Annotated in this window: 11 protein-coding genes; 4 read left to right on the top strand and 7 right to left on the bottom strand. The window is 73.1% G+C overall.

Annotated elements, in window-relative coordinates; all coding sequences use genetic code 11:
- Window positions 1-58 precede the first annotated feature (58 nt).
- Both ACQPZO_RS04145 and ACQPZO_RS04140 read right to left on the bottom strand, forming a co-directional pair.
- Window positions 59-1,699, bottom strand: a complete 1,641-nt coding sequence (locus tag ACQPZO_RS04145; protein WP_433347165.1) for an ABC transporter permease subunit — start codon at window positions 1,697-1,699, stop codon at window positions 59-61.
- Complete coding sequence (locus ACQPZO_RS04140; protein WP_433347163.1) at window positions 1,699-2,955, bottom strand: sugar ABC transporter substrate-binding protein; 1,257 nt, start codon at window positions 2,953-2,955, stop codon at window positions 1,699-1,701. Before ACQPZO_RS04140 ends, ACQPZO_RS04145 begins: the two co-directional genes overlap by 1 nt.
- Before the next feature lie 199 nt (window positions 2,956-3,154).
- Between ACQPZO_RS04140 and ACQPZO_RS04135 the strand changes: the two genes are divergently transcribed.
- A complete protein-coding gene (locus ACQPZO_RS04135) occupies window positions 3,155-4,243 on the top strand; it encodes a LacI family DNA-binding transcriptional regulator (RefSeq protein ID WP_433347161.1) in 1,089 nt (362 codons plus the stop codon).
- A 283-nt stretch (window positions 4,244-4,526) separates the two neighbouring features.
- Window positions 4,527-6,164, top strand: a complete 1,638-nt coding sequence (locus tag ACQPZO_RS04130) for a glycoside hydrolase family 13 protein (protein ID WP_433347159.1) — start codon at window positions 4,527-4,529, stop codon at window positions 6,162-6,164.
- Between the two features lie 236 nt (window positions 6,165-6,400).
- Here ACQPZO_RS04130 and ACQPZO_RS04125 read toward each other — a convergent pair whose 3' ends face one another.
- From ACQPZO_RS04125 to ACQPZO_RS04105, 5 genes are all read right to left on the bottom strand, one after another.
- A complete protein-coding gene (locus ACQPZO_RS04125) occupies window positions 6,401-6,844 on the bottom strand; it encodes a hypothetical protein (protein WP_433347157.1) in 444 nt (147 codons plus the stop codon).
- A gap of 106 nt (window positions 6,845-6,950) precedes the next feature.
- A complete protein-coding gene (locus ACQPZO_RS04120; protein ID WP_433347155.1) occupies window positions 6,951-7,319 on the bottom strand; it encodes a GntR family transcriptional regulator in 369 nt (122 codons plus the stop codon).
- Window position 7,320: 1 nt separating this feature from the next.
- Window positions 7,321-8,244 (bottom strand): YhjD/YihY/BrkB family envelope integrity protein, encoded by a 924-nt coding sequence (locus tag ACQPZO_RS04115; RefSeq protein ID WP_433347153.1) that lies wholly within the window; start codon window positions 8,242-8,244, stop codon window positions 7,321-7,323.
- 49 nt (window positions 8,245-8,293) lie between these two features.
- Entirely contained in the window at window positions 8,294-8,881 is a 588-nt protein-coding gene (locus tag ACQPZO_RS04110) for a 2'-5' RNA ligase family protein (protein WP_405116478.1), read from the bottom strand.
- Between the two features lie 73 nt (window positions 8,882-8,954).
- Window positions 8,955-9,974 (bottom strand): hemolysin family protein, encoded by a 1,020-nt coding sequence (locus tag ACQPZO_RS04105; RefSeq protein WP_433347151.1) that lies wholly within the window; start codon window positions 9,972-9,974, stop codon window positions 8,955-8,957.
- A 167-nt stretch (window positions 9,975-10,141) separates the two neighbouring features.
- On the opposite strand from ACQPZO_RS04105, the gene galE reads away from it, so the two are divergent.
- A complete protein-coding gene (galE, locus tag ACQPZO_RS04100) occupies window positions 10,142-11,071 on the top strand; it encodes a UDP-glucose 4-epimerase GalE (protein WP_433350779.1) in 930 nt (309 codons plus the stop codon).
- Entirely contained in the window at window positions 11,068-12,249 is a 1,182-nt protein-coding gene (gene galK / locus ACQPZO_RS04095; RefSeq protein WP_433347149.1) for a galactokinase, read from the top strand. Before galE ends, galK begins: the two co-directional genes overlap by 4 nt.
- The last annotated feature ends 71 nt before the right edge of the window (window positions 12,250-12,320 follow it).

Below are 12,320 nucleotides of genomic sequence, written 5' to 3'. Positions count from 1 at the left end.
TTGACGGCCGGGGCGGTGCCGGTCGCGCCGCCCGCGACCGGAGTGCCGCTGAGCGAGGTCACGAGTACACCTCCTCCTGCTTACGGGTGCGCCGGAAGCTCACCGCCGACACCACCGCGACGATGGTGAAGATGAAGATCGACACTGCGGCTGCCAGGCCGAACTGGGCGCCCTGCGCGCCGAAGGCCAGCCGGTACGTGTACGTGATCAGCAGGTCCGTCGCTCCCGCCGTCGGGTTGTCCGCCGGGAACGGGCCGCCCTCGGTGGTCAGGTAGATCGCGTTGAAGTTGTTGAAGTTGTACGCGAACGACGCGATCAGCAGCGGGGAGAGCGCGACCAGCAGCAGCGGCAGGGTGACCGCCCGGAACGACTGCCAGGGCGACGCGCCGTCGACCGAGGTCGCCTCGGTCAGCTCCTTCGGGATGGCCTGGAGCGCGCCCGTGGCGACGAGGAACATGTACGGGTAGCCGAGCCAGAGCTGCACCAGGATCACCGCGATCCGGGCCGACCACTCCTGGCCGAACCAGTCCACCCCGAGCCCGAACAGGTTGTTGATCAGCCCGAAGTCGGTGTTGAACATGTCCCGCCAGACCAGCAGCATCGCGAAGGACGGCATGGCGTACGGCAGGATCAGCAGGACCCGGTAGATGTTGGTGCCCCGCATCCGGGGCGAGTGCAGCGCCAGGGCGATGAACATGCCCAGGATGAACGTGCCGCCGGTGGAGCCGACGGCGAAGGCGAAGTTCCACAGCAGAGTGCCGAAGAACGGCCCGGAGATGGCCGGGTCGGTGAGCACCCGGGAGAAGTTCTTCAGCCCGACGGTGACCTTCCAGCCCTGGGCCAGCCGCTCGCCGTCGGGGGCGACGAAGGCGCCGGACTCCTCGTCCGCCGTCCAGGTCTTGCCGGTCTCGATGTCCTTGACGCAGTCGCAGCCGGCGTCGTACGCCCGGATCGCCTTGCCCTCGTAGGCGCGGGACAGGCCGGCGGAACGCAGCGCGCCGCCGGAGGTCGGCACGACCAGGTCGGTGATCTCCTGGCTGCGGGCGCTGGCCTGGCCGAAGTTGAGCACGGTGTAGCCGTCGGCGGCGGTGACCTTGCCGCCGGGGGCCACGGTGACGTCGGCCGCATCGAGTTGGCGCAGCCCGCCGGCATCGCCGGCCGAGACGGCGCGGGTGCCCGGGTCGCTGACCAGGAAGACGAGCGGGCCGGTCGCCGGGTCACCCTGGGTGGCCACGGAGAGGGCGTACTCGGTGGAGCCGGGCACCTGCTTGACCGAGGCGGTCTGGATGGCGACGACGGCGTCTTCCTTGGTGCCGCGGTGGCCGTCACCGAAGTTCGTGAAGGCGGTGCTCGCCGTGTAGAGCACCGGGACCACCTGGAACGCGATGAGGAACAGCGTGCCGGGGACCAGGTACTTCGCCGGGATGTGCCGGCGGGTCAGGTAGAGGTAGAAGAGCCCGGCGGTGGTGGCGGCCAGCAGGGCCAGCCCGACCCACTTCTCCGCCTCGATGAGCGGGAAGGCCGCCCAGACCGCGATCCCGGCGGTGAGGCCGAGCAGGACCACCTTGACGAGCAGACCGGTCGCGGTGATCGGCGCGCGGTGCCGCGCGGTGCAGGACCTGTCCGGGAGCCCGGGGCCGACGGGCTCCCGGCCCGAGGGCTGCGTGGCAGCCCCCGGGCCGGACAGCGACGTGCTCATTACTTGATCTGGCCGGAGATGGTCTTGCCGGCCGCGGTGATCGTCTTGGTCGGGTCGGCGCCGCCGATGATGGCGGCCTCGGCCTTGCCGAACGGGTCCCAGATGGTGGCCATGGCCGGGATCGCCGGGAGCACCTGGCCGTTCTTGCCGGCCTCCTGGAACTTGGCCAGGTCCGGGTCGGTGCCCTTGACCTGGTCGAGGGCGGCGGTCAGCGCCGGCGGGCGGGCCTCGGCGTTGTAGAGCGCCACGGCCAGCTCGGGGGTGGTGACGTGGTTCGCCACGAACTCCTGGGCGAGGGCCTTGTTCTTGCCCTTGGCCGCCACGTAGAACGCCTGGACTCCCACGAACGGCTGGGCCTCCTTGCCGCCGGCGAAGCCGGGGACCGGGGAGATGTCGTAGGAGATGTTGGCCTTCTTGGCGTCCGCGACGGCCCACGGGCCGGAGACCAGGAAGGCGCACTTCTTGCCGGTGAACGTGGCGATCGAGTTCTCGCCGGTGATCGAGCGCTTCAGCGCGCCGTCGCCCTTCTCACCGAGCTTGGCGATCTTCTTGAACGCCTCGATCGACTCCGGCTTGCCCACGCCCAGGTCCTTCGGGTCGTAGTCGCCGTTGGCGGCCGTGCCGAAGAGGTACCCGCCACCGGAGGTGTAGAACGGGTAGATGTGGTAGGCGTCGCCGTTCTGGCCGGACTGGAGGCAGAGGATCTCGCTGGCCTTCTTCTCGGCCTTGAGCTTCTTGCCGGCGGCGACCAGGTCCTCGACGGTCTTGGGCGCCTCGGGGGCCAGCTCGGTGTTGCGGATCAGCGCCAGGTTCTCCATGGCGTAGGGGACGCCGTAGAGCTGGCCGTTGAACGTGACGGCCTTGACGGCGGTCTCGTTGAAGCCGCTCTTCTGCTCGGCGGCGAGCTGCACGGGGTCGATGGCGCCGTTCTGGACGAGGTTGCCGATCCAGTCGTGCGCGCCGACCACGACGTCCGGGCCGCTGCCCTGCTGCGAGGCGGTCACGAAGTTGGTCTGCAGGTCCTTGGAGACGGCCTGGACCTCGACCGTGACGCCGTTCTCCTTGCCGAACTTCTCGGCGAACGGCTTGAGGGCGGCGGTGCGCTTGTCATCGGCCCAGATCACCAGCTTGCCGCCGGCTGCCTTGGCGGACTCCTTCGCGGCCGGCGCGTTGCTGTCGTCGTCGCCACCGCCGCAGCCGGTGGCGGCCAGCGCCAGGCCGAGGACGGCGACCACACCCGCGGTACGGATGCGCATCGGTACTCCTGTCGTCATGGCGGTTGCGCCGGGGGAAGGGCGGCCCGCCAGTGGAAACCTTCGTAAGTTCTTGCTGCCCGGCGCCCGGTTGCTGCGCCGCTACTCCCGTATGTTGCGGGGACGTTAGCAAGAGGTTGCAGATAATGGAAGAGCTTGCAGTCGCGTACGCAAGAAGTTGCCCTTGGGCTAAAGTGCGCCCATGCGCGCTCGACTGTCCGACATCGCCCAACAGGCCGAAGTCAGCGAGGCCACGGTGTCGCGGGTGCTCAACGACCGCCCCGGCGTGGCCCCCGAGACCCGGCAGGCCGTCCTCACCGCCCTCGACGTCCTCGGCTACGAGCGCCCGGCCCGGCTGCGCAAGCGCAGCGCCGGCCTGGTCGGCCTGGTCGTGCCGGAGCTGGAAAACCCGATCTTCCCCGCCTTCGCCCAGGTGATCGAGTCGACCCTGGCGCAGAGCGGGTTCACCCCGGTGCTGTGCACCCAGACCCCGGGCGGGGTCACCGAGGACGAGTACGTCGAGATGCTCCTCGACCGCCAGGTGTCCGGCATCGTCTTCGTCTCCGGGCTGCACGCCGACACCGCGGCCAACCACGACCGGTACCGGGCGTTGATCGCCCGACCGCTGCCGGTCGTCATGATCAACGGGTACGTGCCGGGCGTCGCCGCGCCCTTCGTCTCCTGCGACGACCGGGAGGCCACCGAGCTGGCCGTGGCCCACCTGGTCGCCCTCGGGCACCGGCGGATCGGCCTGATCACCGGCCCGGACCGGTTCGTCCCGGTACAGCGCCGGGTGGCCGGCTGGCGGGCCGCCATGGAGCGCCTGGCGGGCCTGCCCGACGCCGAGCTGGACGAGCTGGCCGAGCTGACCCTCTTCGGGGTGGAGGGCGGCGAGGCGGCGGCCGGGCGGCTGCTGGAGCGCGGGGTGACCGGCCTGGTCTGCGGCTCCGACCTGATGGCGCTCGGCGCGGTCCGGGCGGCCCGGCAGCGCGGCCTGTCCGTGCCGGGCGGCCTGTCGGTGGTCGGGTACGACGACTCGCCCCTGATGGCCTTCACCGACCCGCCGCTGACCACGATGCGGCAGCCGGTGGCCGCGATGGCCGTGGCCGCCGTCCGGGCCCTGGTCGACGAGATCAACGGGCACGCCGCACCGCACTCGGAGTACCTGTTCCGGCCCGAGCTGGTGGTACGCGGCTCCACCGCCGTCGTCCGCCAGGACGCCGCCGGCCCGGCGACGGGCGGCCAGCCCCGGCAGCGCCCGACGCCCCCGGCCCTCCCCGTCCCTGCCTGAGCCACCCCGGCCCTCCTCTCCCGGCCTGAGCCGCCCCCGGCCCGCCCCCGCCTGAGCCGGCCCCGGGCCGCGCCGGCCGCCGTCCGCACCGTGGATCGCCCGGCGAGTCCCACCACCGGGGCGGCGTCGACTCCGCGCCCCGCCACCAAGGGCGTCATTTCTTGCGCAAACCTTGCTTGACTCTTGCAGTGGCCGGACGGCATTCTGCTCTGACACCCGGGTGACACACCGCCGTGCCACGCCATACCCGCCGTCCCGCGCCACAGAACGGGGATCGCCACCGATGACCGCCAGCAACCCGACGCCACTGACCTCCGACGACGACTGGTGGCGCTCCGCGGTCGTCTACCAGGTCTACGTCCGCAGCTTCGCCGACTCCAACGGCGACGGCACAGGCGACCTGCCGGGTATCCGCGAGCGCCTGCCGTACCTGCGTGACCTCGGGGTCGACGCGCTCTGGCTCACCCCCTTCTACACCTCGCCGATGGTCGACGGCGGCTACGACGTGGCCGACTACCGCGACGTCGACCCGATGTTCGGCACCCTCACCGACTTCGACGCGATGATCACCGACGCGCACGCCCTGGGCCTGCGGATCATCGTCGATCTGGTGCCCAACCACACCTCCAGCGCGCACCCGTGGTTCACCGCCGCGCTCGCCGCCGCCCCCGGCTCCCCCGAGCGGGCCCGCTACCTCTTCGCCGAGGGCAGGGGCGCCGACGGCGAGCTGCCGCCGAACGACTGGGAGAGCATCTTCGGCGGCCCGGCCTGGACCCGGGTGCCCGACGGCCAGTGGTACCTGCACCTGTTCGACCCGGCCCAGCCGGACCTCGACTGGCGCCACCCCGAGATCCGCGCCGAGTTCGAGGACGTCCTGCGGTTCTGGCTCGACCGGGGCGTGGACGGGTTCCGCATCGACGTGGCCCACGGCATGATCAAGGCCGAAGGGCTGCCGGACGTCGGCTTCAGCAGCATGACCACCGGCCGGCGTCAGTCGGAGTTGCTCGGCAAGGGCCGGCTGCCCTACTTCGACCAGGACGAGGTGCACGAGATCTACCGGGCCTGGCGGCCGATCCTGGACAGCTACCCCGGTGGCCGGATGGCGGTCGCCGAGGCATGGGCCGAGACGCCCCAGCGGCTGGCCCGCTACATCGGCCCGGACGAGCTGCACCAGGCCTTCAGCTTCGACTTCCTCGACGCCACCTGGTCGGCCGACTCGTTCCGCAAGGTGATCGACACCGCGCTGGCGGAGGCGACGATCGTCGGCGCGCCGACCACCTGGGTGCTGTCCAACCACGACAAGCAGCGGCACGTCACCCGGTACGGCGACGGCGAGGTCGGGCTGCGCCGGGCCCGGGCGGCCAGCCTGCTGATGCTCGCCCTGCCCGGCTGTGCGTACCTCTACCAGGGCGAGGAGCTGGGCCTGCCGGAGGTGCTCGACCTGCCGGACGAACTGCGCCAGGACCCGTCGTTCCTGCGCACGGGCGAGAGCCGGGACGGCTGCCGGGTGCCGATCCCGTGGAGCGGCGAAGTGGCCCCGTACGGCTTCGGCCCCGAGGGCAGCGCGCCGAGCTGGCTGCCGGCCCCGGCCACCTGGGCCGCCCTCTCCGTCGCCGCCCAGGCCGGGGTGCCCGGCTCGACGCTGGAGCTGTACCGCGCCGCGCTGCGGATCCGGCACTCCCACCCCGCGCTCGGCCCGGACGCCGGCGAGGTGACCTGGCTGGAGACCACCGGCCCGGGGGTGCTGGCCTTCCGCCGGACCGCCGGCGAGGCCGAGCTGACGTGCGTGGTCAACCTCAGCGACGCCGAGGTCCTGATCGACGGCTACGGCCGGCCGGTCGCCGCCAGCGCGGAGCTCACCGAGCAGGGCGTCGGGCACGTCCTGCCGGTGGACGCCGCCGCGTGGTTCGACCGGCGCTGACCTGGGTAGACTCCCATTTGAGCCCCTGGTCCTCCGTTGTGCCCCGCGCCGACGGGGGGCTGGGCAGTCGACCCCTTGTGGTGGGGGGTGAGGTGCCGCCGACGCCCCACGGAGTCCGCTCTGCGGGGCGTCGGCGACCATCTGGGCCACGGGACCGACGCGCGTCACGTCGGGTGGCGGGACGGCGGAAGTGTTCCCCGTCACCTTCAGCCGGGGATTCCCGCGGGCGGCCGGGGTCAGCCGCCCTTCTCGGTGAGCAGCTTGGCGATCCGGGCGAAGCCGGCCCGCAGCTCTGCCTCGTCCGGCGCCGGGAGCGGCCCGGTCCGGTCGGCCGCCTCGGCCGCCACCTCCAGCTCGTCGTCGATGACGTCCTCGAAGTCGCCGTAGAGGTCGGCCGCCTCGATCCGGTTGTCCTCGTCCTGCGCGGCGAGCTGGGCGGCGGCGATCTCGCTTCGGATCTCGTCCGGCGACAGCGCCGGTAGCAGGGGCTCGACCACCGCCATGAGCTGTTCCTCGGCCACCACCGACTCGGCGAGGGCCAGCGCGTGCGCTCGCTCGTACGGGCCGCAGACCACCGGCTCCCACTCGTCGGCGTCGCCGAGCGGCCCGAAGGTGATGATCCACGGCAGGCCGAGCATCGGCGAGTCTTCCGGCAGGTCCAACGTCACGAGAGCGCCCACGCGCTCATCATGGTTGATTCTCACGTTCAGCTGGGTAGCTTTTGCCCGAATTGCCGGTTCTTCGGTTGTCGGTCCGGTGCTTGCCCGCCGCCCCGCCCGGGACCACTCACCCTCGCCGGGCCGCGTCCAGGGCCGCCCGGACCAGGTCCAGCGCCGCGTCCGGCGCGACCCCGAGCCGCGCGGCCTCGGCCGCGTAGCCGGCAGCCGCCCGCTGCAACCGGTCCACCGCGTCGTCCCGGCCCGGCGCCACGAAGGTGCCGTGCCGCCCCCGCGTCTCCAGCAGCCCGGCGACCTCCAGCTCCCGGTACGCCCGGGCCACCGTGTTCGCCGCGAGCCCCAGCTCGCCGGCGAGCCGGCGGACCGTCGGCAGCCGGGTACCGACCGGCAGCCGCCCGTCCCCGATCTGCTCGGCGAGTTGGCCACGCACCTGCTCGTACGGCGCCACCGGCGACGCCTGGTCCACGATGATCCGCATGTCAGCCCGCTCCCCCGGGCGCACCCGGATCGGTGTCGGCGTCGATGTCCGCCGGCACCGGCCCCTCGGCCAGGTCCACCACCCGGCCGTACGGGCTGGTCGCGGCGAGCGCCGCGCCGAACAGGACGAGCTGGTTGAGCAGGTAGAGGTAGAGCAGCACGCCGACCGCCCCGGCCACCACCGCGTACGCCGGATTCCGCTCGGTGCGCACCACGTAGTACCGCCCGACCGTGTTCAGCAGCGTGATCCCGACCGCGACCACGAACACCACCGGGCGCAGCCGGCGCCGGCTCATCCGAAGCCGGGGCACCGCCACCAGCAGCGCCGTCGCCAGCACCGCGTTGACCAGCACGCTGAGTACCGCGCTCACCACCGTCAGCCCCACCGAGCCGGTGCTGCGCAGCAGGAACCGCAGCAGCGACTCCAGCGTGTCCACGGCGGCCACCGAGACACCGAGCATCACGAACACCAGCACCAGCACGCCCAGGTCGATCACCCGGCGCATTACCAGGTTGCCGGGCTGCTGGTTGAGCCCGTAGATCAGCCGCTGCGACGAGCGGATCGCCTCCACCCAGCCAATCCCGGTGAAGGCCAGGATGACCAGGCCGATCACGCCCACGGTGCCGCTGCTCTGGGCGATCTGCGCCGGGTCCAGGAAGGGCAGGTTCTCCCGGAGGAACCCGGCGGCGGCGGCGCTGATCTCGTCGTTGTCCTCCAGGATCGCCCCGAAGATCGCGTACGCGACCAGGCCGAGCGCGAAGACCGCGAAGAAGCCGTAGTACGCGATGGCCGCCGCCAGCCGCGCGGCGAGCACGTCGCCGTAGAGCGTCCCGGCCCGCCACAGGTGGTCGAACGTCCGTGACCGGCGGCGCGCGGCGGTGACCCGCCGGTCGAAGCCGGCCTCGATCCGCCCGATCACGTTCACGCCGTCATCCTCGCCGATCGGTCGCCGGCACGTCGACGGCCCGCCGGGTTCAAGCGCCGAGCAGGAAATCCCGGCGCGGCTGCCACCGGGCCTGCCCGCTGTGGGAGAAGAGGGTGAACGAGCCCACCTCGAACATCGCCGAGAAGTCGGCCAGGTCCTCGTACACCTTGTCCAGCGCCTCCGGCGCGACGTCCTGCGCCACCGTGACGTGCGGGTGGTACGGGAAGCGGGCCTCCCGGTGCAGCTCGGGCGCGACTCTGATCGCGGCGGCCAGCAGCTCGCACTCGCTGATCCCGGCGGCCACCGCCACGAAGACCACCTGGGTGACGGGGCGGAACGTGCCGGTGCCGCGCAGGTGCAGCGCGAACGGCAGGTGGGCGGCGGCCACCGCGGCGAGGTGCCGCTCGACCGCCGGCAGCGCCGCCACCGGGATCTCGGTGGGCCCGAGCAGCGTCACGTGCGCCTGGACCACCAGGGGGTCGCCGGTCTCGACCCGGCGCCGGGTGAGTGTCCCGCCCCACGGTTCCGGGATGTCCACCGCGATCCCGATCTGGATGGTGTCGCCGGCCACCGGCGCCCCGTCCCTGCGATCCACGTTCCGCGCCACCCCTTCGGCCACCGAGCCGTCCACCCGTATCACGTCGCGCCGGCTACTCGAAGCACGCCGGCGAAAACATGCCGGCAATTCTGTCAGCACCCCCCGGCGTACGTCATGACGGGCCGGCGGGTCGGCTCTCGGCCGCCGGCACCGGGGCGGCGACCTCGCACCGCGGCTCGGGCAGGCGCACCGCGGAGACCGCGAGCCGGGCCACGCGGCGCCCTTCCAGCGCGAGCACCCGCAGCAGCCACCCCTCAGGCGGGACGTCGGGGGCGCCGCCGTCGCCCGGGGCCAGCGGCACCGGCACCTCGTCGCCGTCGATCGGCAGCCGGCCGAGCGCCGCCATCACGTACCCGCCGACCGTCTCGTACGGGCCGGTTGGCAGCCGCACCCCGGTGCGCTCGGCGAAGTGGGCGAGGTTGAGCCGGCCGTCCACCACGGCGGGCAGCCCGGCCAGCGCCGGCTCGGGGGCGTCGTCGTGCTCGTCGTGGATCTCCCCGACCAGCTCCTCGATCAGGTCCTCGCAGGTGACGATGCCGGCGGTGCCGCCGTACTCGTCGACCACCACCGCCAGGTGGTGGCCCTCGCGGCGCATCTCGGTCAGCGCGGCCAGCACCCGCTTGCTGCCGGGCAGCCGCTTGACCTCCCGGGTCAGCTCGCCGACGGTGGCGTCCGGATCAAGGTCGGGGCGCATCAGCACGTCGCGCAGGTGGACGAAGCCGACCACGTCGTCGTGGGTGCCGTCGACCACCGGGTAGCGGGTGTGCGTCTCGGCCCGGACCAGCCGCTCCGCCTCGGCCAGGCTCAGCCCGGCGGAGAGGAAGACCACCTCGGTGCGGGGCATCATCACCTCACGGACCAGGCTCGCGCCGGCCACCAGCACCTCGTCGATGATCCGCCGCTCGTCCGGGTCGAGAACGGTGTTGGCGGCGACCAGGTCGCGCAGCTCCGCCTCGCTGATCCGTTCCCGGCCGGCTGCGGGGCTGGCCCCGAGCAGGTCGGTGACCAGCCGGGTGGCGCCGTCGGCGGCCCGGACCACGAGCCGGGCGACCGCCCGGGCCAGCGGCCCCGGAACGCGTCGAGCCCGCCTCGGCGATCGTCGCCGGAGCCCGGGACCGCCCGCTTCCCGCATGTCTGTAGATGGTAGAGCCCCGAGGGCCCGGCGACGGCCCATGCGGCCACAGCGAGCCGTCGTAAGGTGATCACGAACGGCCACGCGAGACGCGGCCAGGTAGGAGGCTCGACGTGAAACTGCTCGTGACAGGCGGCGCCGGCTACATCGGCAGCGTGGTGACCCGGATGCTGCTCGACGCCGGCCACGAGGTGGTCGTCCTCGACGACCTGCGCACCGGGCACCGGGAGGCGCTCGCCCCGGAGGCCACCTGGGTCGACGCGTCGATCCACGACGCGGCCCGGGTGCTCACCCCGGGGGCGGGCTTCGACGGGGTGCTGCACTTCGCCGCCCTGATCGCCGCCGGCGAGTCGATGGTCAGGCCGGAGCTGTACTGGCACACCAACACCGTCGGCTCGCTCGCCCTGATCGACGCGGTCCGGGCCGCCGGCGTGCCGAGGATGGTCTTCTCCTCCACCGCCGCCGTCTACGGCAACCCGGTCGAGCTGCCCATCCCGGAGACGGCCGTCAAGGCCCCCACCAACACGTACGGCGCCACCAAGCTCGCCGTCGACATGGCGCTCACCTCCGAGGCGATCGGGCACGACCTGGCCGCCGTGTCGCTGCGCTACTTCAACGTCGCCGGGGCGTACCTGCGCGGCGACCTCGCCATCGGCGAGCGGCACGACCCGGAGACCCACCTCATCCCGATCGCCCTGGACGTGGCCGCCGGCCGGCGGGAGAAGCTCCAGCTCTTCGGCGACGACTACCCCACCGTCGACGGCACCTGCGTGCGCGACTACATCCACGTCGAGGACCTGGCCCGCGCCCACCTGCTGGCGCTCACCGCCGCCGTTCCCGGTCGGCACCGGATCTACAACCTGGGCAACGGCGCCGGGTTCACCAACCGGCAGGTCGTCGACGTGGTCCGCGAGGTCACCGGCCGGCCGCTGCCGATCGAGGTGGCGCCACGCCGCGAGGGCGACCCGGCCGAGCTGGTCGCCTCCTCCGCGCTGGCCCGCGAGGAGCTGGGCTGGGTGCCCGAGAAGCCCACCCTGCACGACATGGTCGGCGACGCCTGGGCCTTCTACCGCACGCACGTCCTGGAGCGTCCGTGACCGATCCCGCGCGTCCCGGCCCCGCCGGCGACGTCGCCGACCGCGCCGGCGCCGGCTTCCGGCACCGGTACGGCGAGCCACCCGCCGGCCGCTGGGCGGCTCCCGGGCGGGCCAACCTGATCGGCGAGCACACCGACTACAACGACGGCTTCGTGCTGCCGTTCGCGCTGCCGCTGCGTACCGTCGTCGCCGCCGCGCCGCAGGACGGCGGGCGGTGGACGGTCTGGTCGGAGCTGTCCGACTCCCCGGTCGAGTTCGGCGTCGACGAGGTCGACGAGGTCGCCGCGCCCGGCCGGGTCGCCGGCTGGGGCGCGTACGTGGCCGGGGTGGTCTGGGCGCTGCGCGACGCCGGCCACGACGTGCCCGGCGCGCGGCTCGCCATCGCCTCGGACGTGCCGGTCGGCTCCGGGCTGTCCTCCTCGGCGGCGCTGGAGGCCGCCGTGCTGGCCGCCCTGGTCGACCTCGGCGGGGTGGACCTGCCGGCCGAACGGCGGCCCCGACTCGCCCAGCGGGCCGAGAACGCCTACGTCGGCGTCCCCACCGGGATCATGGACCAGTCCGCGGTGATCCGCTGCCGCCCCGGCCACGCGCTGTTCCTCGACTGCCGTACCGAGTCCGTCGAACACATCCCGTTCGACCTGGCCGCCGCCGGCCTGGCCGTGCTGGTGGTCGACAGCCGGGCCCCGCACCGGCACGCCGGCGGCGAGTACGCCTCCCGCCGCGCCTCCTGCGACCAGGCGGCGAAGCTGCTCGGGCTGGCCGCGCTGCGCGACGTCCCCGCCGCCGGGCTGGACGAGGCCCTCGCCCTGCTCGACGACGACGAGACCCGTCGCCGGGTCCGGCACGTGGTGACCGAGAACCAGCGGGTGCTCGACACCGTCGAACTGCTGCGCGCCGGCCGGATCCGCGACATCGGCCCGCTGCTGACCGCCTCACACGCCTCGATGCGGGACGACTTCGAGATCACCGCGCCGGAGATCGACACGGCGGTCGAGGCGGCCCTCGCAGCCGGGGCGTACGGCGCGCGGATGACCGGCGGCGGCTTCGGCGGCTGCGTCCTCGCCCTGGTCGACGCCGACCGCGCCGACGCGGCGTCCGCCGCCGTCACCACCGCTTACGCCGCCCACAACTTCCCCGCCCCCAACTTCCACCTGACCACCCCCAACACCCACCCCTAACACCCCGCCGCCTCACACCCGCCCACCCGTCCCCCGCCCACCCCACTCCGCCCGCTATTTCACGGAAAGAG

Source organism: Micromonospora sp. CA-111912, assembly GCF_050948415.1.
GTDB lineage: Bacteria > Actinomycetota > Actinomycetes > Mycobacteriales > Micromonosporaceae > Micromonospora.
This window is presented reverse-complemented; position numbering and strand designations above follow the sequence as displayed.